General features: G+C 72.0%; 22 protein-coding genes. 10 read left to right on the top strand and 12 right to left on the bottom strand.

The window, feature by feature from the left end; translation table 11 throughout:
- Window positions 1–193 precede the first annotated feature (193 nt).
- The gene (locus GA0070604_RS12310) at window positions 194–1,117 is read left to right on the top strand and encodes a hypothetical protein (RefSeq protein WP_091118077.1); all 924 of its coding nucleotides are present in this window, start codon (window positions 194–196) and stop codon (window positions 1,115–1,117) included.
- 28 nt (window positions 1,118–1,145) lie between these two features.
- On the opposite strand, the gene GA0070604_RS12305 is transcribed toward GA0070604_RS12310, so the two are convergent.
- Window positions 1,146–1,340, bottom strand: coding sequence for a hypothetical protein (locus GA0070604_RS12305; protein WP_091118076.1), 195 nt, complete (start codon window positions 1,338–1,340; stop codon window positions 1,146–1,148).
- A gap of 63 nt (window positions 1,341–1,403) precedes the next feature.
- Complete coding sequence (gene pafA, locus GA0070604_RS12300; protein ID WP_089008061.1) at window positions 1,404–2,762, bottom strand: Pup--protein ligase; 1,359 nt, start codon at window positions 2,760–2,762, stop codon at window positions 1,404–1,406.
- A gap of 126 nt (window positions 2,763–2,888) precedes the next feature.
- Between pafA and rfbB the strand changes: the two genes are divergently transcribed.
- On the top strand, window positions 2,889–3,866 hold the full coding sequence (gene rfbB, locus GA0070604_RS12295; RefSeq protein ID WP_091118075.1) for a dTDP-glucose 4,6-dehydratase: 978 nt from the start codon (window positions 2,889–2,891) through the stop codon (window positions 3,864–3,866).
- Between the two features lie 85 nt (window positions 3,867–3,951).
- Here the strand turns inward: rfbB and prcA are convergent, their stop codons facing one another.
- From prcA to arc, 6 genes are all read right to left on the bottom strand, one after another.
- On the bottom strand, window positions 3,952–4,794 hold the full coding sequence (prcA, locus tag GA0070604_RS12290; protein WP_091118074.1) for a proteasome subunit alpha: 843 nt from the start codon (window positions 4,792–4,794) through the stop codon (window positions 3,952–3,954).
- Between the two features lie 63 nt (window positions 4,795–4,857).
- Window positions 4,858–5,697: a proteasome subunit beta gene (gene prcB / locus GA0070604_RS12285; RefSeq protein WP_208602028.1), complete on the bottom strand. Its 840-nt coding sequence runs from the start codon at window positions 5,695–5,697 to the stop codon at window positions 4,858–4,860.
- On the bottom strand, window positions 5,616–6,284 hold the full coding sequence (locus GA0070604_RS12280) for an endonuclease VII domain-containing protein (RefSeq protein ID WP_091118072.1): 669 nt from the start codon (window positions 6,282–6,284) through the stop codon (window positions 5,616–5,618). The genes prcB and GA0070604_RS12280 overlap by 82 nt, the downstream gene beginning before the upstream one ends.
- A gap of 5 nt (window positions 6,285–6,289) precedes the next feature.
- On the bottom strand, window positions 6,290–6,496 hold the full coding sequence (locus GA0070604_RS12275; protein WP_091118071.1) for a ubiquitin-like protein Pup: 207 nt from the start codon (window positions 6,494–6,496) through the stop codon (window positions 6,290–6,292).
- 108 nt (window positions 6,497–6,604) lie between these two features.
- The gene (gene dop, locus GA0070604_RS12270) at window positions 6,605–8,122 is read right to left on the bottom strand and encodes a depupylase/deamidase Dop (RefSeq protein ID WP_091118070.1); all 1,518 of its coding nucleotides are present in this window, start codon (window positions 8,120–8,122) and stop codon (window positions 6,605–6,607) included.
- 177 nt (window positions 8,123–8,299) lie between these two features.
- A complete protein-coding gene (gene arc / locus GA0070604_RS12265; protein ID WP_091118069.1) occupies window positions 8,300–10,081 on the bottom strand; it encodes a proteasome ATPase in 1,782 nt (593 codons plus the stop codon).
- A 178-nt stretch (window positions 10,082–10,259) separates the two neighbouring features.
- On the opposite strand from arc, the gene GA0070604_RS12260 reads away from it, so the two are divergent.
- Window positions 10,260–10,553: a ferredoxin gene (locus GA0070604_RS12260; protein ID WP_091118068.1), complete on the top strand. Its 294-nt coding sequence runs from the start codon at window positions 10,260–10,262 to the stop codon at window positions 10,551–10,553.
- Between the two features lie 57 nt (window positions 10,554–10,610).
- On the opposite strand, the gene GA0070604_RS12255 is transcribed toward GA0070604_RS12260, so the two are convergent.
- The 3 genes from GA0070604_RS12255 to GA0070604_RS12245 form a co-directional block, all read right to left on the bottom strand.
- Window positions 10,611–11,183 (bottom strand): hypothetical protein, encoded by a 573-nt coding sequence (locus tag GA0070604_RS12255; protein ID WP_091118067.1) that lies wholly within the window; start codon window positions 11,181–11,183, stop codon window positions 10,611–10,613.
- Between the two features lie 135 nt (window positions 11,184–11,318).
- Complete coding sequence (locus GA0070604_RS12250; protein WP_377592949.1) at window positions 11,319–12,299, bottom strand: tRNA (adenine-N1)-methyltransferase; 981 nt, start codon at window positions 12,297–12,299, stop codon at window positions 11,319–11,321.
- Window positions 12,296–13,447, bottom strand: a complete 1,152-nt coding sequence (locus GA0070604_RS12245) for a site-2 protease family protein (protein ID WP_244162188.1) — start codon at window positions 13,445–13,447, stop codon at window positions 12,296–12,298. The genes GA0070604_RS12250 and GA0070604_RS12245 overlap by 4 nt, the downstream gene beginning before the upstream one ends.
- 72 nt (window positions 13,448–13,519) lie before the next feature.
- Between GA0070604_RS12245 and GA0070604_RS12240 the strand changes: the two genes are divergently transcribed.
- From GA0070604_RS12240 to GA0070604_RS12220, 5 genes are all read left to right on the top strand, one after another.
- Window positions 13,520–14,428: a RecB family exonuclease gene (locus GA0070604_RS12240; RefSeq protein ID WP_091118066.1), complete on the top strand. Its 909-nt coding sequence runs from the start codon at window positions 13,520–13,522 to the stop codon at window positions 14,426–14,428.
- A gap of 76 nt (window positions 14,429–14,504) precedes the next feature.
- Window positions 14,505–15,698 (top strand): sensor histidine kinase, encoded by a 1,194-nt coding sequence (locus GA0070604_RS12235; RefSeq protein ID WP_091118065.1) that lies wholly within the window; start codon window positions 14,505–14,507, stop codon window positions 15,696–15,698.
- A gap of 37 nt (window positions 15,699–15,735) precedes the next feature.
- A complete protein-coding gene (locus GA0070604_RS12230; RefSeq protein ID WP_091118064.1) occupies window positions 15,736–16,422 on the top strand; it encodes a response regulator in 687 nt (228 codons plus the stop codon).
- A 277-nt stretch (window positions 16,423–16,699) separates the two neighbouring features.
- Window positions 16,700–17,467, top strand: a complete 768-nt coding sequence (locus GA0070604_RS12225) for an ABC transporter ATP-binding protein (RefSeq protein WP_091118063.1) — start codon at window positions 16,700–16,702, stop codon at window positions 17,465–17,467.
- Window positions 17,467–20,019: an ABC transporter permease gene (locus GA0070604_RS12220; RefSeq protein ID WP_091118062.1), complete on the top strand. Its 2,553-nt coding sequence runs from the start codon at window positions 17,467–17,469 to the stop codon at window positions 20,017–20,019. Before GA0070604_RS12225 ends, GA0070604_RS12220 begins: the two co-directional genes overlap by 1 nt.
- Window positions 20,020–20,074: 55 nt before the next feature.
- Here GA0070604_RS12220 and GA0070604_RS12215 read toward each other — a convergent pair whose 3' ends face one another.
- Window positions 20,075–20,722, bottom strand: a complete 648-nt coding sequence (locus tag GA0070604_RS12215) for an HAD family hydrolase (protein WP_091127057.1) — start codon at window positions 20,720–20,722, stop codon at window positions 20,075–20,077.
- 484 nt (window positions 20,723–21,206) lie between these two features.
- On the opposite strand from GA0070604_RS12215, the gene GA0070604_RS12210 reads away from it, so the two are divergent.
- Entirely contained in the window at window positions 21,207–21,608 is a 402-nt protein-coding gene (locus tag GA0070604_RS12210; protein ID WP_091118061.1) for a YciI family protein, read from the top strand.
- Window positions 21,609–21,611: 3 nt separating this feature from the next.
- The gene (locus GA0070604_RS12205) at window positions 21,612–22,841 is read left to right on the top strand and encodes an RNA polymerase sigma factor (protein WP_091118060.1); all 1,230 of its coding nucleotides are present in this window, start codon (window positions 21,612–21,614) and stop codon (window positions 22,839–22,841) included.
- The last annotated feature ends 27 nt before the right edge of the window (window positions 22,842–22,868 follow it).

Raw genomic sequence — 22,868 nt, 5'->3', positions numbered from 1 at the left:
TCACCGCGCCGCCGGCCGCCCACCCACCGCCGAACCGAAGAGCGCACGGCCGAAGGTCCTCCGGCGGGCCGGCAGGCTCCATGCTGTCCAGGTAGCGACCCGGCCGCACCGTCCCGGCCCGTCCTGCCCCGCACCGCCACCAACGGCAGGGCCCGTCGCGGGACGGCCGGCCCGTAGCGGAAAGCGAAGCGCCATGTCACTGCGACAACTCCCCGAACACCAGCTCGTCACCCCGGCGCCCCGCCCCGGGCGCCGCCTCCGGATCGCCCTGCTCAGCGCGGCGGCCGGCATCCTGCTCGCCGTCCTGTGGTCGTTCGAGCTGGTCGACAAGACCATCGGCGACAACGTCGCGAACACCGTGCTCGGTCACGACGCCAAGGCGACCGCGATCACCGGCACCGCCGCCGGGCTGCTCTTCGCGTTCGTCTCCGGCTTCGCCGGCACCTTCACCGCCTGCAACATCGCCATGGCCGCCTCGGTCGGCCCGATGAGCCAGGTGTCCGACACCGACAAGCCACCCCTGCGGGCCCTGCTGCGTCCCGTCGGCTGGCTCGCCCTCGGCATGATCGCGGTCTCGGCCAGCTACGGTGTCGTCGGCGTCCTGCTCGGCGACCGGCTCCCCCAACTCTCCACCGACGTGGTCGACGGGGTCCCGGTCCGCCTCATCCAGTCGTCGGTCGTGTTCGGCGTGATCGGCCTGGCGCTGACCTACCTCGGGCTCGCGGCACTCGGACTGCTCCCCGACGTCTTCGCCCACCGGCCGGTCGGCCGGGTGGTGACGATCGGCGCGCTCGTCGGCGGCTTCCTCATCGGACGCCCGTACCCGCTGTTCAACAAGCTGTTCCACTGGGCCGCCGACACCGGCAACCCGGCCTACGGAGCGCTCGCCTTCACCCTCCAGTCGCTGGGCAACATCCTGCTCGTCACGCTGATCTTCGCGGTCATCGTGCTGGTCACCCGGGGGCGCTTCATCCGCTGGATGGCCGATCCCCGCCGCGCCACGGTGGTGACCGGCGCCCTGCTCGTTGCCCTGGGCATCTTCACCGTCGTCTACTGGGACCTGCGGGTGCCCGCCCGATTCGGCATCGGCTGGTTCCCCAGCATGCCCTACAACTGACCCGACCGCCGCCCGGCGGCAGGCGGTCTCAGCCGACGAGGAAGATCAACGCGAGCCAGGCGCCCACGATGAGGATCAGGGTCGCCGCCAACACCCAGGTCGGCACCCGGTATTCGCCGCGGCGGTTCCGCTCGATCTCGGCGCGGATCTTCTCCCGGCGCCGGTCGATCCAGTTGAGCTTCTCGGTGCCGCGGTCCCGGCCGGAGGGTTCGGAAGTATTCATCGCGACGTCAGCGTACCGGTACCTCGGCGACCGGTGCCCGCAGCACCGGCCGCCGAGGTCCGCTCACATGCTCGCGATCAGCCGCTCCACCCGCTCGTCGTACGCCCGGAACGGGTCCTTGCACAGCACGGTCCGCTGCGCCTGGTCGTTCAGCTTCAGGTGCACCCAGTCGACTGTGAAGTCCCGCCGCTTCTCCTGCGCGTGCCGGATGAACTCGCCCCGCAGCCGCGCCCGGGTGGTCTGCGGCGGGGTCTCCTTCGCCTCGAAGATCTCCGGGTCGGTCGCCACCCGGTCCACCTCGCCCCGCCGCTCCAGCAGCCCGTACAGGCCCCGCCCGCGCCGCAGGTCGTGGTACGCCAGATCCATCTGCGCCACCCGCGGATGCGACAGCGGCAGGTCGTGCTTGCGCTGGTACCGCTCGATCAGACGCAGCTTCGTCACCCAGTCGATCTCCCGAGCCACCGGGTCCAGGTCGCCGGTCTCCACCGCCCGCAGCACCCGCGCCCACAGATCCACCACCCGCTTCGCGGTCTGGTCTCCGCCGCGGCGCTCCACGAACTCCGTCGCCTTCGCCAGGTATTCTTGCTGGATCTCCAGCGCGGAGATCTCCTTGCCGGAGGCCAGCCGCACCTTGCGCCGGCCGGTGATGTCGTGCGACACCTCGCGGATCGCCCGGATCGGGTTCTCCAGCGTCAGGTCCCGCATCACCACCCCGGCCTCGATCATCCGCAGCACGATGTCGGCCGTCCCGACCTTCAGCAGCGTGGTGACCTCGTTCATGTTCGAGTCGCCGACGATCACGTGCAGCCGGCGGTACCGCTCCGCGTCAGCGTGCGGCTCGTCGCGGGTGTTGATGATCGGCCGGCTCCGGGTGGTCGCCGAGGAGACGCCCTCCCAAATGTGCTCCGCCCGCTGTGAGAGGCAGTAGACCGCCCCGCGCGGCGTCTGGAGCACCTTCCCGGCGCCACAGATCAACTGCCGGGTCACCAGGAACGGGATCAACACGTCGGCCAGGCGGCCGAACTCCCCGTGCCGGGAGACCAGGTAGTTCTCGTGGCAGCCGTACGAGTTGCCGGCCGAGTCGGTGTTGTTCTTGAACAGGTAGATCTCGCCCGCGATGCCCTCGTCGTGCAGCCGCTTCTCCGCGTCGACGAGCAGCCCCTCCAGAATCCGCTCCCCCGCCCGGTCGTGCGCCACCAGGTCGGTCACGGAATCACACTCGGGCGTCGCGTACTCCGGGTGCGAGCCCACGTCCAGATAGAGGCGGGCCCCGTTGCGCAGGAACACGTTGCTCGACCGGCCCCACGACACCACCCGCCGGAACAGGTACCGCGCGACCTCGTCAGGGGACAACCGGCGCTGGCCGCGATAGGTGCAGGTGACGCCGTACTCGGTCTCGAGGCCGAAGATTCGCCGCTCCATGAAATGACATTAGCCGCCCGAGGCCCCGAATGGGCAGCGCTCAACCCAGCCATCTCTGCGGCGTTCGCGCACAGTCGTCCCGACATCCTTCCGCGGGCAACTCCCGGCACCGGTACTTTCCGACCCGTGAGAATCCTGGTCACCGGCGGCGCCGGCTTCATCGGATCGGCGTACGTCCGGCGGCTGCTCACCGGCGCCGAGCCGAGCCTCCACGTGGACGCCGTCACCGTGCTCGACGCCTACACCTACGCCGCCACCGAGTCGGCCCTCGACCCGGTACGCGCCGACCCCCGGCTACGGATCGTCCGCGGCGACATCCGCGACGCCGCCCTCGTCGACGCCACCGTCCCCGGACACGACATCGTCGTGCACCTCGCCGCCGAGTCCCACGTCGACCGCTCCATCGCCGACGCCGCCGCCTTCGTCACCACCAACGTGGTCGGCACGCAGATCCTGCTCGACGCGGCCCTGCGGCACGGCGTCCGGCGGTTCGTGCAGGTATCCACCGACGAGGTCTACGGCTCCATCGCCACCGGCTCCTGGACCGAACAGGCGCCGCTGGACCCCAGCTCCCCGTACTCGGCCAGCAAGGCCGCCGCCGACCTGCTCGCCCTCGCCTACCACCGCACCCACGGCCTCGACGTCGTCGTCACCCGGGGCGCCAACACGTACGGCCCGTACCAGTATCCGGAGAAGATCGTGCCGCTGTTCGTCACCAACCTGCTCGACGGGCACGACGTACCCCTCTACGGCGACGGCGGCAACGTCCGGGAATGGCTGCACGTCGACGACCACTGCCACGGCATCGCGCTCGCCCAGACCCACGGTCGGGCCGGCGGCGTCTACCACCTGGGCGGCAACGCCGAACTGACCAACCGCGAGCTGACCGGCCGGCTGCTGGCCGCCTGCGCCGCCGGCTGGGACCGGGTCCGACCGGTCGCCGACCGCCAGGGCCACGACCGGCGGTACTCGCTGGACTGCACCGCCACCCGCCACGAACTGGGCTGGGCCCCCACCGTCGACCTGGACCGGGGCCTCGCCGCCACCATCGACTGGTACCGCGAGCACCGCGACTGGTGGCGGCCGCTCAAGCCGCACCGCTGAGGGCGCGCCGCGCCTGCGGTGGCGGCAGGTGAGCGCCCCGGGTCGGGTGGACGGCGACCACCGGCCCGGGGCCGAGGCCCGGCTGTCACTCCCCGGGCTGCTCCTGCTCCTCCTGCCGCTGGCCCTCCAGGTCCGCCGAGCCGGCCGACGAGATCGGCTTCTTCGCCTCCTCGGTGGGCACCGTCGGGGTCTGCGCCCGCCCCGGCGCCGGCGCGGTGTCCGCGCCGGCGTCCCCCTCCAGCAGCCCGGCCAACGCCGCCCCGGTCACCCGCCGGAACGTACGCCCCACCCGGCGCCGGTCCAGGACCGCCACCTCCAGCTGGTTCGCGGCGATGGTACGGGCCGCCCCGCCCTCCCCGCCGACGCTGCCCAGCGCCTTGACCGCCGCCCGGACGGCCTCCGACAGCGACATGTCCGGCCGGTGCTCGTTCTTCAGCACCCCGGTGATCGCCTCGGCCTGGCCGCCCATCGCCATCCGGCCCGGCTCGTCGTTGACCGAACCGTCATACGTCACCCGGTAGAGGGAGTCGTCGTCCGGGGTCGCGCCCACCTCCGCCACACAGATCTCCACCTCGAACGGCTTCGACTGCTCGGTGAAGATGGCGCCCAGCGTCTGCGCGTACGCGTTGGCCAGGCCGAGGCCGGTCACGTCCCGCCGGTCGTAGCTCAGGCCGTTCAGATCGGCCATCCGCACCCCGGCGCGGCGCAGGTTCTCGAACTCGTTGTACCGGCCCACCGCGGCGAAGCCGATCCGGTCGTAGATCTCGCTGACCTTGTGCAGGGTGCTGGACAGGTTTTCGGCGACGAAGAGCACCCCGCCCTCGTAGCTCAGGATCACCGCGCTGCGACCCCGGGCGATGCCCTTGCGGGCCAGCTCGGAGCGGTCGCGCATGATCTGCTCGGGCGAGGCGTAGAACTGCATGGCCACGGCGGCGGTTCTCCTTCGGGCGCTGTGCTGTGGGACTGCTGACTCAGGTGGGTGAGGGCGGCATCAGCCGCCCGGGTTCTCCATCCGACCGGCCACGACGCTCTCCGCGACCGCCGCCGTCTCGGCGTCGGTGAGCCGGTGGGTGCCCTCCGCCGTCGCGGTCATCACCACCGGGTAGATCCGGCGGGTGAGATCCGGGCCGCCGGTGGCGGTGTCGTCGTCGGCCGCGTCGTAGAGCGCCTCGACGGCGAGCCGCACCGCGTCGTCGATCGACAGGCCCGCCCGGAACCGCTTCTTCAGGGCCGACTTGGCGAACAGCGAGCCGGAACCGATCGCGTCGAAGCCGGTCTCCTCGTACGGGCCGCCGGTCACGTCGAAGCTGAAGATCCGCCCGGCCCGCGCCGGGTCGCCGGCCGCCAGGTCGAAGCCGGCGAAGAGCGGGATCACGGCGAGCCCCTGCATGGCCGCGCCCAGGTTGCCCCGGATCATCGACGCCAGCCGGTTGGCCTTGCCGTCGAGCGAGAGCATCGCGCCCTCGATCTTCTCGTAGTGCTCCAGCTCCACCTGGAACAGTCGCATCAGCTCGATGCCGATGCCCGCGGTGCCCGCGATGCCGACCAGGGAGTACGCGTCGGCCGGGTGCACCTTCTCGATGTCGCGCTGGGCGATCAGGTTGCCCATCGTGGCGCGCCGGTCGCCGGCCATCACCACGCCACCGGCGGCCGAGATGGCCACGATGGTCGTCGCGTGCGGCGCCATGTCGGCGGCCATGCCGGGCGGCAGCGGCCGCCGGCCGGGCAGCATCTCGGGCGCCACCTTGCTCAGGAACGCTGTGAAGGAGGACGTCCCCGCGTTGGTGAACACATCTGGTAGACGCCCGGATGGATCAAAACCCGCTGCCACGTGGTTCCTCTCAGGTACGTGATCGCCCTGGCCAGCCTCGTGGGATTGTCCCGGAACTGACCAAGACCACCGTTGCAGTTGAAGCAGAGTATCCCGCGCACCCATCCGGTGCGATGATCGTGGTCCACATGTTCCGGATCGGGGTCGCCGCAGGCCGCGCAGACACCGCCCTGTTCGGCGAGGAGCTCCTGGAACTCCTTCTCCCCGATCCCGTACCGCCGCCGCAGGTGGTACTCGCGCGTGCCGCCATAGAGCCGCTGTGCGGTCTCCTTACCGCGGGCGTTGTGACAGGGCTTGCAGTGAGAGTGTCGTCCGCTGACCTTCTTCGTTCGCGGAAAGTCCTCAAGGGGCTTGACCTGATCGCAGTCTGGGGACCATTTCAACCCGGCAGGAACCGGAACCGAAGATCTCTTCTGCGGTCCGATCCCGCGCTTGCGGCGGCTCGCCTGCGAGCGGGCCACCGCACAAGCCTTGCCGTAATAGGCGAGCCCGTCCGCCCGCCGCCGGTTGCGGTGGAAGTCCGTGACGGGCAACAACCGCTCACACTGCGGGCACTTCTTGTCCGACTCGCTGGGCGAATCGGGCATTCTTCTCATTCACCCCCTTTCTGGACATATCCCCTCACGAACTCCTCTGCGTTTTCTTCCAGGACGGAGTCGATCTCGTCGAGCAGGTCGTCGACGTCCTCGGTGATCTCGGCGTGCCGCTCGGCAACCTCGGGGTTGGCCTGCGCGGTGACCTCCTCGACCTCCTCGTGCGACTTGCCGTGCTGGGTCTGGCCGCCTTCTTGGGTCGCCATCGTTGCCTCCTCCACGATCGCCTGCGATGAACTTACCTCGGGAGAGCGACGAAAAGCCCGCCGCGCGCCGGGTTCCAGCACGGGGCGGGCCTTCCGGCAGGGTACGTTTCAGCCCCCGGTCAGCGTCTCCAGCAGGTCCTTGGCGCTCTCGCACCGGTCGAACAGCGCGCCGACGTGCTTTCGGGTGCCCCGCTCGGGTTCCATCATCGGCACCCGGACCAGCGACTCCCGGCCCACGTCGAAGATGACCGAGTCCCAGCTCGCCGCGACCACCTCGGAGGCGAACTGGGCCAGGCAGCGACCGCGGAAGTAGGCCCGGGTGTCCTCCGGCGGCTCGGTCATCGCGACACGGGTCTGCTCGTCGTCGAGCAGGGTCTTCATCGCGCCACGGGAGACCAGCCGGTGGTAGAGGCCCTTCTCCGGCCGGACGTCAGAGTATTGCAGGTCGACCAGCTGGAGCTTGTGCGCGCCCCAGCCGAGCCGCTCCCGCTCCCGGTAGCCCTCCAGCAGCCGCAGCTTGGCCACCCAGTCCAGCTCGTCGGCGCAGAGGAACGCGTCGCGGCCGAGCCGGTCCAACACGCTCTCCCAGCGGTCGAGCACGTCGGCGGTCTGCGCGTCGACGTCGTCGCCGTACCGGTCGTCCACGAAGGACCGGACCCGTTCCAGGTACGCCCACTGCACGTCCAGGGCGGTCAGCCGCCGGCCGTCACGCATCCGCATCAGGTGCTTGAGCGACGGGTCGTGGCTGACCGCGCGCAGCTCGCTGACCGGGTCGGCGATGCCGAGGTCGGAGCCGAGCGCCTTCTCCTCGATCATGGTGAGGATCAGCGCGGTCGTGCCCACCTTGAGGTACGTGGAGATCTCCGACAGGTTGGCGTCGCCGATGATGACGTGCAGCCGCCGGTACTTGTCGGCGTCCGCGTGCGGCTCGTCCCGGGTGTTGATGATCGGCCGCTTCAGGGTGGTCTCCAGCCCCACCTCGACCTCGAAGAAGTCGGCCCGCTGGGAGATCTGGAAGCCGCTCTGGCCGCCGTCCTGGCCGATGCCGACCCGGCCGGCGCCGCACACCACCTGCCGGGTGACGAAGAACGGCGTCAGGTACGCCACGATGTCGGCGAACGGGGTCTGCCGCCGCATCAGGTAGTTCTCGTGGGCGCCGTAACTGGCGCCCTTGTTGTCGGTGTTGTTCTTGTACAGGTGGATGGGGTGGGTGCCCGGGATGGTCGCCGCCCGCCGGGCCGCCTCGGCCATCACCCGCTCACCCGCCTTGTCCCAGCGCACCAGGTCGAGGGGGTTGGTCACCTCGGGAGTGGAGTATTCCGGGTGGGCATGGTCGACATAGAGCCGAGCCCCGTTGGTGAGTATGACGTTGGCCAGCCCGAGGTCCTCGTCGGCGAGCGCCTCGGCCGGGTCGTAGGCGGCCCCGGAGTAGGTGAAACCGCGGGCGTCGCGCAGCGGCGACTCCTCCTCGTAGTCCCAGCGGGCCCGGCCACCCCGGTTGAGCTCCGGGCGCGCTCCGTAGGCGTTGACCACCTGTGAGGAGGTGACCATCGGGTTGGCCCCGGCCTGGCCGGGCACGGAGATGCCGTACTCGACCTCGGTGCCCATGATCCGTCTGACGCTCATCGACCTGCCGCTCCGCTCGCCGTTCCGGTCCCCCGTCACGTCGAGCGTAGTCGCCGGCACAGGGAAAAGGGCGTGGCCGCCCCGGGGCGTCCGGTGTGGCGGGTCGAGGCGGGTCCGACACGGACGCGCGGAGGCCCGCGACGCGACGCGTCGCGGGCCTCCGCCGTGCCGTCGGGCTTACAGGTACTGGCCGGTGTTGCTGGCCGTCTCTATCGACCTGCCGGCCTCCGCGCCCTTGCCGCCGGAGACGAGCGTACGGATGTAGACGATCCGCTCGCCCTTCTTGCCGGAGATGCGCGCCCAGTCGTCCGGGTTGGTGGTGTTGGGCAGGTCCTCGTTCTCGCGGAACTCGTCGACGCAGGCGTCGAGGAGGTGCTGCAACCGCAGCCCCTTGTGCCCGGAGGTGAGGAACTCCTTGATGGCCATCTTCTTGCCCCGGTCGACGATGTTCTGGATCATCGCGCCCGAGTTGAAGTCCTTGAAGTAGAGGACTTCCTTGTCGCCGTTGGCGTAGGTGACCTCGAGGAAGCGGTTCTCCTCGGTCTCCGAGTACATCCGCAGCACGACCGCGTCGATCATCGCCGCGACGGTGGCCTGCGGGTCGCCGCCGTGCTCGGCGAGGTCGTCGGCGTGCAGCGGCAGGCCGGAGAGGATGTACTTGGAGAAGATGTCCTTGGCCGCCTCGGCGTCCGGCCGCTCGATCTTGATCTTGACGTCGAGCCGGCCGGGGCGCAGGATCGCCGGGTCGATCATGTCCTCCCGGTTGGAGGCGCCGATGACGATGACGTTCTCCAGGCCCTCGACACCGTCGATCTCGCTGAGCAGCTGCGGGACGATGGTGTTCTCCACGTCGGAGGAGACACCGGAACCACGGGTGCGGAAGACGGAGTCCATCTCGTCGAAGAACACGATCACCGGGGTGCCCTCGCCGGCCTTCTCCCGCGCCCGCTGGAAGATCAACCGGATGTGCCGCTCGGTCTCGCCGACGTACTTGTTGAGCAGCTCGGGACCCTTGATGTTGAGGAAGAAGCTGGTGTGCTTCTCCTCGCCGCGCCGCTCGGCGATCTTCTTGGCCAGCGAGTTGGCCACCGCCTTGGCGATCAGCGTCTTGCCGCAGCCGGGCGGGCCGTAGAGCAGGATGCCCTTCGGCGGCCGGAGGTGGTGCTCACGGAACAGGTCGGCGTGCAGGAACGGCAGCTCCACCGCGTCGCGGATCTGCTCGATCTGCGCCTGGAGGCCGCCGATGTCCTCGTAGTCGACATCCGGCACCTCCTCCAGCACGAGTTCCTCGACCTCGCTCTTCGGGATCCGCTCGTACGCGTACGCCGAACGGGGCTCGATCATGAGCGAGTCGCCGGCCCTTATCGGGGCGCCGATCAGGGTCTCGGCGAGGTGCACGATCCGTTCCTCGTCGGAGTGCGAGACCACCAGCGCCCGGTCGCCCGGTGCGCCGCCGGTCCCGGCGAGCACCTCCTTGAGCATCACGACCTCACCGACCCGCTCGTAGCCGAACGCGTCGACGATGTTGAGCGCGTCGTTGAGCAGGACCTCCTGGCCGCGCCGCAACTCGTCGACCTCCAGCGAGGGCGAGACGGCCACCCGGAGCTTGCGCCCGCCGGTGAACACGTCCACCGTGCCGTCGTCGTGCTTGGCCAGGAAGACGCCGTAGCCACTCGGTGGCTGGGCGAGGCGGTCGATCTCCTCCTTGAGCGTCACGATCTGCGCGCGAGCCTCCTTGAGGGTGCTCACGAGCCGTTCGTTGTTCTCGGTCAGCCGCGCCAACTGGGCCTGGGTGGCCGCCAGCCGCTCTTCGAGCTGCCGGACGTGTCGGGGGCTTTCGGTCAACTTGCGCCGCACCAGGGCGAGTTCCTCTTGCAGGAACGCGACCTGCGTGGAGAGATCGTGGGCCTCCTTCTCCCACCGTGCGGCGCGCGAGTCCGCGTCGTCGCTGCGTGCCACGTCCCACCTCCCCGGGGGGCTTGAACGTTCTGAGCTAACACTAGCCGCTGTGAGCTCGATTCGGTCCTACGCAACGCGCTCGTCACCGAAGCTTGATCGCCGCGGGCTGGTCGTCGGGCGGGTACGGGCGTTCGGGTACCGTCGCGGGGTGGGACGGGAGAACATGGGGGGTGCACCGATGACGGAGGTCGCGACAGACCAGCTTCAGGTCTGGGTGGATCAGGATCTCTGCACGGGCGACGGGCTGTGTGTGCAGTACGCGCCCGAGGTCTTCGAGTTCGACGTCGACGGCCTGGCGTACGTCAAGGGCCCGGACGGCGAGCTGCGGCTCGACCCGGGCGCCCGGGTCGACGTGCCGGAGCACCTACGGCTCGAGGTGATCGACTCGGCGAAGGAGTGCCCGGGCGAGTGCATCCACGTGGTTCGCGGCAGCGACGGCGTCGAGGTCGCCGGGCCCGACGCCGAGGACTGACCCCCGACGAACGGACGGCGCGGGCCGGGGACGGACGTCCCCGGCCCGCGCGGCGTCTCAGAGCAGTGGACGGCCGACGACCGAGGCGACCAGCCGGGCGAACTCCTCCAGCCGGGCGATCTGTCCGGCGCCGCCGTCGTCGAGGGTCTTGCCGAAGCGCAGCGCGTCGTGCCGGGGCGCGCCGACCACCTCGTCGCTGGGCGGCGCCTCGTCCAGCGACGACAGCAGCAGGTACACGTCGATGCTGTCGACCCGGATCTCGCCGGTCTCCGAGCGGGTGAGCCGCCGCCGGCAGCCGACCTCGGTGACCGTGGAGACCGGCACCACCCGCAGCGACGAGGTCATCGAGCCGGGCGGCCCCTCCCCCGGCGGGACGTCCTCGCCGTGCCAGAGGACCAGCCGGCTGCCGTCGCAGACGACGACCTCCTGCCACACCCCGTTGACCTCGTTGACGAAGCGCTCCAGCGTGAAGCCGAGCACCGAGGCGCCGCGCAGCACCCCGCCCAGGGCGTCCAGGGCGATGTCCGGGTCGCGCAGGTACGCCCGGGCGGCCGACTCCAGGTCGGCGTAGGGCGACCAGTCCGGAAAGACGGCGGGCAGGTCGCCGTTGCCGTATCCGGGGTTACTCATGCCGCCGCCTCCCTCCGGTCGGCGACCGCACTGAGCCTGATGATCCGTTCGCTCATGCCACCGTCTCCACCCGTTCCGGTGTCGTCCGCGCCGGGACGCCTGATCCGCCCGTTCATCCCCGTCCGTGCCGCCGGGTCAGTCCGGCGCCGGCCCGCTCGGGTCGGCTTCGACCGCCGCCTGCCGGGCCGCCTCCGCCTCGCGCAGCGCCTGCCGGCGCTGGACGTACGCCTCGGTGCCCTTGCTGGGCTTGCGGCGGCGCGGCGGCGCGGTGACCCCCGGGGCGAGCTTGCGCGCGGAGACCAGGAACGCGGTGTGCGCGATCATGCGGTGGTCGGGCCGCACCGCCAGCCCCTCGGCGTGCCAGTCCCGGACCAGCGACTCCCAGGCCCGCGGCTCGGTCCAGCCGCCGCGCTCGCGCAGTGCCTCCACCAGCTCGGACAGCTGCGGGGTGGTGGCCACGTACCCGATCAGGACGCCGCCGGGGACGAGCGCCCGCTCGACCATGTCGAGCATCTCCCAGGGGGTGAGCATGTCCAGGATGATCCGGTCGAATCCGGTCTCCTGGCAGTCGGCGACATCGCCGACGTGCAGCCGCCAGGCGGGGTGCGGCGCGTTGAAGAACGCCTCGACGTTGCGCTTGGCGATCGCGGCGAAGTCCTCGCGCAGCTCGTACGAGTGCAGCTCGCCCTCGACGCCGACGGCGCGCAGCAGCGAGCAGGAGAGCGCGCCGGAGCCGGCGCCGGCCTCCAGGACCTTCGCACCGGGGAAGATGTCGCCCATGGCGACGATCTGCGCCGAGTCCTTCGGGTAGATCACCTGGGCGCCGCGCGGCATGGAGAGCACGTAGTCCGACAGCAGCGGCCGCAGGGCCAGGAACGCGGTGCCGCCGCCGGCGGTGGTGACCACACTGCCGTCGGGCAGGCCGATCAGGGTGTCGTGCTTGAGGATCCCCCGGTGGGTGTGGAACTCCTTGCCGGGCTCCAGCGTCACGGTGTGCATCCGGCCCTTCGGGTCGGTCAGCTGCACCCGGTCGCCGGGGCGGAACGGCCCACGGTGAACTGGGGGCAGCGCCGCGGCGGCGGGGTCGGCCGGGACGGCGGAGGAATGTGCGGTCACGTGTTCGTCTTCCGTTTGGGTTCCAAAAGCTGAGCCAGATCCGCGATGTGCAGAACGCCGACGACATCTTCGCCTGCGGTCACGACGTACTGTGCGGCCGGGTGGGTGCGTAGGGCCTCCAGCACCCGTTCGCCGTCGGCGCCGACGGGTAGGGCGGGCAGGGTGTCCAGGTCGTGGGCGACCGCGTCCACCGCGAGCCACGGCCGCCGCTGCGGGGGTACGGCGTCGGCCCGGGCCGGGTCGACCAGGGCGACCGGCCGGCCGACGGCGTCGACGACGGCGAGCGCGGCGGCGGGGGTGGCGGCCTCGGCGCGGCGGCGCTGCGCCTCCGCGAGCGGGGTGCCGGTGGGTACGGGGAACACCGGGCGGGCGAGCCGGGCCAGGTCGACCAGGGGCAGGCGGCGGTTGATCCGGGCCATCCGGATGGACTGGCCGGCGCCCCGCCAGAGGGTGACCGCGACCAGCAGCACCAGCGGCAGGAGCACCGGGTCGACCGCCCGGCGCAGAGTGAGCAGGACGACCGGGGCCAGGGTGCCGACGGCCACCACCCGGCCCACCCAGCCGGCCACCTCGGTGCCGCGGTGCCGGTCCCGGGTGAGCGCCCAGACGGCGGCGCGCAGCGCCCGGCCGCCGTCGAGCGGCAGCCCGGGCAGGCTGTTGAAGACGGCGACCACGACGTTGCTCACCGCGAGCTGGAAGGCGAACTGGTGGGCGAGGGTGCCGTCCGGCAGGGCCACGGTGGCGGCGACGGCGGCGCCGCCGAGCAGCGCGGACACGGCCGGCCCGGCGAGGGAGACGAGCAGGTCGACGCGGGGGCTGGGAGCGTCCCGGTCCATCTCGGTGTAGCCGCCGAGCAGTTCCAGGGTGATGCCGCGCACACCGATGCCGTAGCGGCGGGCGGTCAGGGCGTGGCCCAGCTCGTGCAGCAGCACCGAGCCGAGCAGGGAGACCACGAAGCCGAGGCCGACCAGGTAGCCGCCGAGCGGGCCGAGGTCGAGCTGCCGACGGGCGAGGGCGGCGTACAGGATGGTGACGACCAGCGCGAGCAGCAGCATCGAGGCGTCGACGCGCAGCGGCACCCCACACACCCGGCCGACGGTCAGTCCGGGCCGGTGCGGTGGTCGGGGCCTCTGCTCCACCGGGTCGATGCTACGCGGCGCGGATCATGTCCCGGTGCGGCGGCGGTGGCCCTGTCACACCGGTGCCCTAACCTTCCGGACATGACGGCGGAACCGGTGATCGACGGGCAGGACCTCCCCACGGCGGCACCGCCCACGGTGCGGGCGTCGCTGTCGCCGTCGCGGGCGGCGGACTTCAAGACCTGCCCGCTGCTCTACCGGTTCCGCAGCATCGACCGGTTGCCCGAGCGCCCCACGATGGAGCAGGCCCGGGGCACGCTGGTGCACGCGGTGCTGGAGCGGCTGTTCGACCTGCCGGCGGCGGCGCGCACCCCGCGGTCCGCCGGCGACCTGGTCGCCCCGCAGTGGGATCGGCTGGTCACCGAGCAGCCGGAGCTGGGGACGCTCTTCGCCGAGGGCGACGTCAGCGGGCCGGCCGAGTTCCTCCGCTCGGCCGCCGCGCTGCTGGAGGGCTACTTCGCGGTGGAGGACCCGCGCCGGCTGGAGCCGGCCGAGCGGGAGGCGTTGATCTCGGCGGTGGTCGACGAGGAGCTGCTGATCCGAGGCTACCTGGACCGGCTCGACGTGGCCCCGGACGGCGCGCTGCGGGTGGTCGACTACAAGACCGGCGGCGCGCCGCGCGAGGCGTTCGAGGCCCGGGCGCTGTTCCAGCTGAAGTTCTACGCGCTGGTGCTGTGGCGCACCCGCGGCGTGGTGCCACGGGTGCTCCGGCTGCTCTACCTCAGAGACGCCGAGGTGTGCGACTACACCCCCGACGCGGAGGAGCTGATGCGCTTCGAGCGCACGGTGGTGGCGCTCTGGCAGGCCATCGAGCAGGCCACCGAGCGGCAGGACTTCCGTCCCCGGCCGAGCCGGCTCTGCGACTGGTGCGCCCATCAGGCGCTCTGCCCGAGTTTCGGCGGCACCCCGCCGCCGTTCCCGGCGGCCGGTGCCGGTGATCCGCTGACCGACGCCCGGTCCCGGCCGGCCGCCCCGGGCGCGGACGAGTGACCCTCATCCGCGGGGAGGAGACCGGGTTCGGCTTCGGCGACGAGGAGCCGAGCCGGCTGGCGGCTAGCGTCAGGGCATGACCAACCGGGCGCGGGCGTGGATACGCGGTCGACCGCTGGCCGCCGACACCTGCGTGGCGGTCGCCGTGCTGCTGGTGTCCGCACTGTTTCTGCTGCTGGCGCCGCCCGACCTACGGCCCACGCAACTGTGGGTGACGCTGGGCTGGAGCGCGCTCGGGGCGGTCCCGGTGGCGCTGCGCCGCGTTGCGCCGTGGCCGGCGGTCGGCCTGGCGGTGGCCACCCTGGCGGTGCCGGTGTTGCTGCGACACGCGCCGCCCACCCAGGGCCTGACCTTCATCGTGCTGACCTACACGATGGCGGCGCACCGACGCGTACGACCGGCCGCGCTCGCCGCGGTACTGCTCTGGGTGCCGGTGGCGCTGGCCAACCTGTTCACGCCGCCGGAGAACGTGTTCGACACGAATCCGGCGTACACGGTGCTCAACAACCTGCTCACCGGGTCGGTGGCGTACGCGGTCGGCCGTGCGGTGCACGCCCGCCGGCAGTCCACCCGGATGCTGCGCGAGCGGGCCCGGGTCGCCGAGGCGACGCAGCGGTCCCTGGCCGAGCAGGCCGTCGCCGACGAGCGGCGCCGGATCGCCCGGGAACTGCACGACGTGGTCGCCCACCAGGTCAGCGTGATGGGAGTGTTGGCCACCGGGGCCCGCCGCGTGCTGCGCCGTGACCCGGACGCCGCCGACGCGGCGATGGCCACGGTCGAGGAGACCGGCCGGGCCACCCTGCGCGAGCTGCGCCGGCTGCTGGACGTGCTGCGCACGGAAACGGAGCCGGTCGCCGAGCTGGCCCCGCAGCCGGGGGTGACGGGCATCGAGGCCCTGGTCGAGCAGGTCCGGGAGGCGGGGCTGCCGGTGACGCTGCGGGTCGACGGCGGGTTGGGGCCGCTGGAGGAGGGCGTGGCGCTCACCGTCTACCGGATCGTGCAGGAGGCGCTGACGAACGCCCTCAAGCACGCCGGGGCGGCCACGGCGCTGGTGCGGCTCACCGTCACCGACGAATTCCTGGCCGTGGAGGTGACCGATACCGGTCGCGGCCCGGCGCCGCTGCCCGACCGGATCGGGCACGGCCTGGTCGGCATGCGGGAACGGGTCGCCCTCTACGGTGGGATCCTGCGGACCGGTCCGCGGGCCGGCGGCGGCTTCCGGGTGTACGCGCGGATTCCGCTCGAGTCCGCCGGGGCGGTCGCGGCGTGACCGTTCCCGGCCCGGCCAGCACGACGGGGGAAGACGGATGACCGACAGCACGACGCGACCACGACCGGTGCGGATCCTGCTCGCCGACGACCAGCCGCTGCTGCGTACCGGCTTCCGGATGGTGCTCGGCACCGAGGACGACCTGGACATCGTCGCCGAGGCAGGGGACGGCCTGGAGGCGGTGGAGCTGTCCCGGCGGCTGCTGCCGGACGTGGTGCTGATGGACATCCGGATGCCGCGGATGGACGGGGTGGCGGCGACCCGGGCGATCGTGGACGCCCGGCTGCCGGTGCGGGTGCTCATCCTCACCACCTTCGACCTGGACGAGTACGTGGTGGGCGCGCTGCGGGCGGGGGCGAGCGGCTTCCTGGCCAAGGACGTGCCGGCGGAGGACCTGGTTACCGCGATCCGTACGGTGGCCGCCGGGGAGGCGGTGGTGGCGCCGCGGATCCTGCGCCGGCTGCTGGACCGCTTCGCCGACGTGCTGCCCGATCCCGCGGCGGCCCCGCCGAAGGCGCTGAACGCGCTGACCGAGCGGGAGCGGGAGGTGCTGGTGCAGGTGGCGCGCGGGCTGTCCAACGCCGAGATCGCGCGGGCGCTGTCGGTCAGCGAGACCACCATCAAGACACACGTCGGGCACGTGCTGACCAAGCTGGGGCTGCGTGACCGGGTGCAGGCGGTCGTGCTGGCGTACGAGACTGGGTTGGTGCGCCCGGGAGCTTGAGCGGCGTACGGGGGTGGCGACGGTCACCTACCGTGACCATCGGTGCTGCGGCAGGGTTGACTCTGACGCAACGTGACGTCCTAGCGTCGGCGACGCCGTGCGACGGGGGTCAGGGGGGACCCTGAGTCGGTCTCGGGGTCGACCCTCACCGTGATTTCCGGCGGTGGCTCCGCCCGGGGTCGGACGGATCCCCGTTCGACGGCGCCGAGGATGGGAACTGCCGCACCGGCCAGCGGGGGCGGTGTGGATCAGCAGGCAGACGGAAGAGGTAGATGACGTGACCGCGACGATAGGCCAGCAGGCGCAGGCCGCGGCCCGGGCGAACGACGTGTGGAAGGTGTACGGCAGCGGTGAGGCTCAGGTCACCGCGCTGCGGGGGGTGACCGCCGAGTTCGAACGGGGCCGGTTCACCGCGATCATGGGCCCGTCCGGCTCGGGCAAGTCGACGCTGATGCACTGCCTGGCCGGCCTGGACACGGTGACCCGGGGCACCGTCACGATCGGCGACACCACGGTGACCGGGCTCGGCGACGCCGGGCTGACGAAGCTGCGCCGGGACAAGGTGGGCTTCATCTTCCAGCAGTTCAACCTGCTGCCCACGCTCACCGCCCAGGAGAACATCCTGCTGCCGATGTCGATCGCCGGCCGCAAACCGGACCCGGCCTGGTACGACACGGTGATCAACACGGTGGGTCTGCGGGAGCGGCTGGGGCACCGGCCGGCGCAGCTCTCCGGCGGTCAGCAGCAGCGGGTGGCCTGCGCCCGCGCCCTGGTCGCCCGTCCCGACGTGATCTTCGCGGACGAGCCGACGGGCAACCTGGACTCCCGCTCCGGCGCGGAGGTGCTCAGCTTCCTGCGTAACTCGGTCCGCGAGCACGGCCAGACCATCGTGATGGTGACCCACGACCCGACCGCCGCCGCGTACGCCGATCGGGTGGTCTTCCTCGCCGACGGGCAGATCGTCTCCGAACTGATCGAGCCGACCGCCGACACGGTGCTGGACACCATGAAGAAGCTGGACACCTCGGCCGAGGTGGCGAACTGATGTTCCGGGCAACCCTGAAGAGCCTGCTGGCCCGAAAGGTACGCCTCGTGCTGTCGGGTCTGGCGGTCGTGCTGGGCGTCATGTTCGTCTCCGGCGCGTTCGTGCTGACCGACACCCTCGGCCGCACCTTCGACGCGATCTTCGCCGACGCGTACCAGGGGGTGGACGTCAACGTCGCGGCCAAGCCCAAGATCGCCGTGTCGGAGATGGAGGGCGAGCAGACGGCGACCCCGCTCCCGGCGGCGACGGTGGACAAGGTCCGCGCGGTGCCCGGGGTGGCCTCGGCCACCGGCGTGGTCGCGGCTGACGGGGCCCAGCTGATCGGCAGCAACGGCAAGGTGGTCGCCTCGTTGGGCCCGCCGCAGCTGGGCGAGAACTGGACCGGCGAGTCCGAGCAGCTGACGTTGCGCGAGGGGCACGACCCGCGCGCCGACGACGAGATCGTCATCAACCAGGGGCTCGCCACCGCCGCCAAGGTGAAGCTCGGCGACCGGGTCGGGGTGCTGACGCCCATCGCGCCGAAGCAGGAGTTCACCATCGTCGGGATCTTCGGCTACAGCGGCGGCCGCGACTCGGTCGGCGGCACCAACGAGATCATGTTCACCACCCCGACGGCGCAACGGCTGATGCTGGGCGAGGCGGATACCTTCAGCAGCGTGACGGTCACGGCCGCCAGTGGCGTCTCCGACGAGTCGCTGCGCGACGCGGTGGCCGCCGCCCTGGGTGACGGATACGTGGTCAAGACCGGCGAGCAGCTCTCCACCGAGGCCGCGCAGGGTTTCAAGGAGGCGCTGTCCTTCTTCAACCGGATCCTGCTCGGCTTCGCGGCGGTGGCGCTGCTGGTCGGCACGTTCCTGATCCTCAACACCTTCTCGATCATCGTCGCGCAGCGGACCCGTGAGCTGGCCCTGATGCGGGCCGTCGGGGCGAGCCGCCGGCAGATCATCGGTTCGGTGGTGCTGGAGGCCATCGCGGTGGGCCTGATCGCCTCGGTGTTCGGCCTGGCCGCCGGCGTCGGCATCGGCGCGCTGCTGGCGTGGCTCTTCGGCAACCTCGCCGGGGGCCTCAGCCTGGCCGGGATCGGCGTACCGGCGGCGGCGGTGATCGGCGCGTTCGCGGTCGGCCTGGTGATCACCGTGGTGGCGGCGCTGCTGCCGGCGCTGCGCGCGTCCCGGATCCCGCCGATCGCGGCGATGCAGGACGTGGCCAACCCCGACCGGCCGCTGACCCGGATCACGGTGGCCGGCGCGCTGGTCACCGCGGTCGGCGCCGCGCTGCTGTTCCTCGGGCTCAGCGGCAACGCCGGGGACAACACCCTGACCACCATCCTGGGCGGTGTGCTGTTCGCATTCATCGGCGTGGCGCTGCTGACCCCGTTGATCAGCCGCCCGGTGGTCTCCCTGCTCGGGGCGATCTTCGCCTGGTCGGTGCCCGGCAAGCTGGGCCGGCTCAATTCGGGGCGCAACCCCCGCCGTACGGCGATCACCGCCGCCGCGCTGATGGTCGGCATCGCCCTGGTCACCGGCGTGACGGTGATCCTGGACTCGGCGAAGGGAAGCATCACCGCCCTGGCGAAGGACACCATCAAGGCCGAGCTGGTGATCGCCGGGACGCAGAGCGGCCCGCGACCGCCGAGCTTCGACCCGGCGGTGCTGGAGAAGGCGGCGGCGCTGCCCGGCGTGCAGCTGGTCGACGGCGAGTACGGCGACATGGCCCTGGTCAACGGCCAACGGACCTGGGTGGCCGCATCCAGCAACGTGGCCGCGCTGGAGCGGATCTTCGGGGCGAAGGCCAGCTCCGGTGACATCAGCCGGCTCACCTCGGAACAGATGCTGGTCAGCTCGGACACGGCGAAGTCACGGAACCTCTCCGTCGGCTCCGAGGTGACCGTGCAGCTGTCCCGCGGCGAGGCTCGCACGTACACGGTCAGCGGCATCTACCAGAGCTCGCAGCTGACCAACCCGATGATGCTGCCCCCGGAGGCGGCCCGCGACTTCGCCAGCCCGAAGCCGATGCAGGGCTACCTGCAGCTCGCCCCGGGCGCTCGGGTGGCCGACGTCCAGCCGCAGGTGGAGCAGTTGCTCGCCGACTCCCCCGAGGTGTCGGTGGCCGACCGGGACGCGTTCATCAAGCAGCAGGCCGGCTCGCTCGACGGGCTGCTCCAGATGATCCAGATCCTGCTGGCGCTGGCCATCGTGATCGCGGTCCTCGGCATCGTGAACACCCTGGCCCTGTCGGTGCTGGAACGCACCCGGGAGCTGGGCCTGCTGCGGGCGATCGGGCTGCGCCGGGCGCAGACCATGCGCATGATCACCGTCGAGGCGGTGGTGATCTCGGTGTTCGGCGCGCTGCTGGGCGTCGCCGTCGGCAGCGGCCTCGGCGCCGCCGTGGTCCGGGCGCTGAAGGACGAGGGGATCAACGACCTGATCCTGCCCTGGGGCCAGATGGGGGTCATGCTCGGCCTGGCCGCGATCGTCGGGGTGATCGCCGCGGTCCTGCCGGCGGTCCGGGCCGCCCGGATCAACGTGCTGGGCGCCATCGCCCACGAGTGAGGTGAAAGGAGGGGCCCCTTGTTAACAGACGTCTGTTAACAAGGGGCCCCTCCTTTCATGCCGGCGGATCGCCGAGCAGCGCCGCGAGCAGCTCCAGGTCCGCCCCGGTCAGGCTCTCCAACTGGTGTACGCCGTCCGTCGGCGGCAGCGGCACCTCGGCCGGCACGGCCAGCACGGCCGCCCCGGCGGCCAGGGCGCTGGCCACCCCGGTCGGCGAGTCCTCGATCGCCACGCACCGCTCGATCGGCACGTCGAGCAGCCGGGCGGCGGTCAGGTACGGCTCCGGGTGCGGCTTGGCCGCGCCCACCTCGTCCCCGCACACCACCGCGTCGAAGCTGTCCCGGCCGAGTGTGTCGAGGGCGACCTCGACCAGTGGTCGGCCACTGGAGGTGACCAGGGCCGTCGGAATGCCGGCCGCGCGGACCGCCCGCAGCAGGGTCAGCGCGCCCGGTCGCCAACGCAGCCCGGTACGGAACAGCTCCAGGATCCGCGCGTTGATCCATTCGGCGCTGGCCTGCGGATCCCGTTCCGGTTGGCCGAGATCGTCGTGCAGGATCCGCATCGAGGCGGCCATGCTGGTGCCGATGATCGCCTTGCGGGCGGTCTCCGACAGCTCGCCGCCGTAGACCGCGGCCAGTTCCTGCAACGCGACGTCCCACAGCTTCTCGCTGTCGACCAAGGTGCCGTCCATGTCGAAGAGCACGGCGGCGGGATGCTTGCTGATCAGCGGGGCCTCCTTCACACGCTGGCGTACCCGCCGATCCTTCCAGCCGGTGCGGGCCGGCGCCCGGGCCACCCGGCGCGGGTGACCTACGGCATCAACCCCGGTCGCGAGGTCACAGGCCGAACACTGGTCCCGGCGGATCGTGTCGCCCTGGGCGGCGTGGCGCTGCCCCTCGTACCGCTGCTGGCGGGACCCCGGCGTCGTGGGCGACCGTCCGGTCCTCGCCCGCGACGGACCGCGACCGGTCCCGCCAGGACACGAACCCGACCGCCGCCGCGGCCAGGGCGACCACCCGCACCCCAACCAGAATCGTCGTCATTCCGACGGTAGGAACATGGCGCAGCCGTCGGACGCGGCCGCAGGGCACGGGCGGCTGACGTCCCTAGGCTGGTGTCCGGGGCGGCTGCCCGGCTCCGACGTCCCGGGTGAGCGGCGCGACGGGCGCCGGCCGAGAGGAGAGACCGTGAAGTATCTGATCATGCTCTACGGCAGCCAGCAGGACTACGACGCCCTCGCCGGGCGGCCGGGCGGGCAGCCGCCGATGAGCCCTGAGCAGGTCGCGGCGATGCACGCGCACATGGAGGCGGTCCACAAGGAGCTGGCCGAGTCCGGGGAGCTGGTGGACACGCAGGGCTTGGCCGCCCCGGTGCATGCCCGCCGGGTCCGGCTGCGCGGCGGCGCGCCCGTGGTCACCGACGGCCCGTACGCCGAGACGCAGGAGGTGCTCGCCGGCTACACCATGGTCGAGTGCGCCAGCTTCGACCGGGCCACCGAGATCGCCGCCCGGTTCGTCAACCCCGACGCCGAGGGCGAGTACGTCGACGTGCGCCCGGTCGTGGGCGGCCTCGAGGAACTCCAGGACTGACCGGTGATCGACAGCGTCGAGGACCTGCTGCGCGCCCTGGCACCGCAGGTCCTCGGCGCGCTCGTGCGCCGGTACGGGCACTTCGACACCGCCGAGGACGCCACCCAGGAGGCACTGCTGGCCGCCGCCCGCGGATGGCCCGGAACCGGGCTGCCCGACGATCCGAAGGCGTGGCTGATCACCGTCGCGTCCCGCCGGTTGACCGACCTGCTCCGCGCCGAACAGGCCCGGCGCCGGCGGGAGGACGCCGTCGCCCGCCGACTTCCGCCGGACCGGTGGCTGGCACCGCCGGCCGACCACGGGCCGGACGACGCCGACGACACGCTGATCCTGCTGTTCCTCTGCTGCCACCCGTCGCTGCCACCGGCCGGGCAGATCGCGCTCACCCTGCGCGCGGTCGGCGGGCTGAGCACCGCCGAGGTGGCCCGGGCGTTCCTGGTGCCGGAGGCCACCATGACCCGGCGGATCACCCGGGCCAAACAGCGCATCCGCGCCAGCGGCCTGCCGTTCGCCCTGCCCGCCGGCGCGGACCGGGCCGCCCGGCTCGATGCCGTGCTGCACATCCTCTACCTGGTCTTCAACGAGGGGTACGCGAGCACAGCCGGCGAGCACCTGCACCGCACCGACCTGCGCGCCGAGGCGATCCGGCTGGCCCGGCTGCTGCATCGGCTCACCGACGACCCGGAGGCGGCCGGGCTGCTGGCGTTGATGCTGCTCACCGACGCGCGTACCCCGGCCCGGACCGGGCCGGACGGTTCGCTGGTGCCGATGGCCGAACAGGACCGGCGCCGCTGGCGGGGTGAGCAGATCGCCGAGGGGATCCGGCTCGTCGACGCCGCCCTGCCCCGGGGCGCGGTGGGCCCGTACCAGCTCCAGGCGGCGATCGCCGCCCTGCACGACGAGGCGCCCAGCGTGGCGGCCACCGACTGGCCACAGATCGTCGCCCTGTACGAACTGCTGCTGGCCGGCTCCGACAACCCTGTGATCCGCCTCAACCACGCGGTGGCGGTGGCCATGGCCCGTGGTCCCCGGGCCGGGCTGCGGCTACTCGACGCGCTCGGCGCCGACCGCCGGGTCGCCGAGGACCCCCGCCGGTATGCCGCCCGCGCGCACCTGCTGGAGCTGGCCGGCGAGGCGGCGGCGGCACGGCAGGCGTACCTGGCGGCGGCCCGCCGGTCGATGAACCTGGCCCAGCAGCGCTACCTGCACGCCCGCGCTGCCCGGCTGGGCTGACTCGTCCGGGTCCCGCCCGGCCCGAGC

Origin of the sequence: Micromonospora eburnea (genome assembly GCF_900090225.1) — a bacterium.
Lineage (GTDB): Bacteria > Actinomycetota > Actinomycetes > Mycobacteriales > Micromonosporaceae > Micromonospora > Micromonospora eburnea.
This window is presented reverse-complemented; position numbering and strand designations above follow the sequence as displayed.

What these genes read in the sequence shown, in the direction of transcription:
- GA0070604_RS12230 (WP_091118064.1), top strand. Translation starts at nt 15,736, where the DNA reads ATGACCGACAGCACGACGCGACCACGACCGGTGCGGATCCTGCTCGCC.
- GA0070604_RS12255 (WP_091118067.1), bottom strand. Translation starts at nt 11,183, where the DNA reads ATGAGTAACCCCGGATACGGCAACGGCGACCTGCCCGCCGTCTTTCCG.
- GA0070604_RS12310 (WP_091118077.1), top strand. Translation starts at nt 194, where the DNA reads ATGTCACTGCGACAACTCCCCGAACACCAGCTCGTCACCCCGGCGCCC.
- GA0070604_RS12240 (WP_091118066.1), top strand. Translation starts at nt 13,520, where the DNA reads ATGACGGCGGAACCGGTGATCGACGGGCAGGACCTCCCCACGGCGGCA.
- GA0070604_RS12280 (WP_091118072.1), bottom strand. Translation starts at nt 6,284, where the DNA reads ATGCCCGATTCGCCCAGCGAGTCGGACAAGAAGTGCCCGCAGTGTGAG.
- GA0070604_RS12235 (WP_091118065.1), top strand. Translation starts at nt 14,505, where the DNA reads ATGACCAACCGGGCGCGGGCGTGGATACGCGGTCGACCGCTGGCCGCC.
- GA0070604_RS12305 (WP_091118076.1), bottom strand. Translation starts at nt 1,340, where the DNA reads ATGAATACTTCCGAACCCTCCGGCCGGGACCGCGGCACCGAGAAGCTC.
- GA0070604_RS12275 (WP_091118071.1), bottom strand. Translation starts at nt 6,496, where the DNA reads ATGGCGACCCAAGAAGGCGGCCAGACCCAGCACGGCAAGTCGCACGAG.
- dop (WP_091118070.1), bottom strand. Translation starts at nt 8,122, where the DNA reads ATGAGCGTCAGACGGATCATGGGCACCGAGGTCGAGTACGGCATCTCC.
- GA0070604_RS12260 (WP_091118068.1), top strand. Translation starts at nt 10,260, where the DNA reads ATGACGGAGGTCGCGACAGACCAGCTTCAGGTCTGGGTGGATCAGGAT.
- pafA (WP_089008061.1), bottom strand. Translation starts at nt 2,762, where the DNA reads ATGGAGCGGCGAATCTTCGGCCTCGAGACCGAGTACGGCGTCACCTGC.
- GA0070604_RS12220 (WP_091118062.1), top strand. Translation starts at nt 17,467, where the DNA reads ATGTTCCGGGCAACCCTGAAGAGCCTGCTGGCCCGAAAGGTACGCCTC.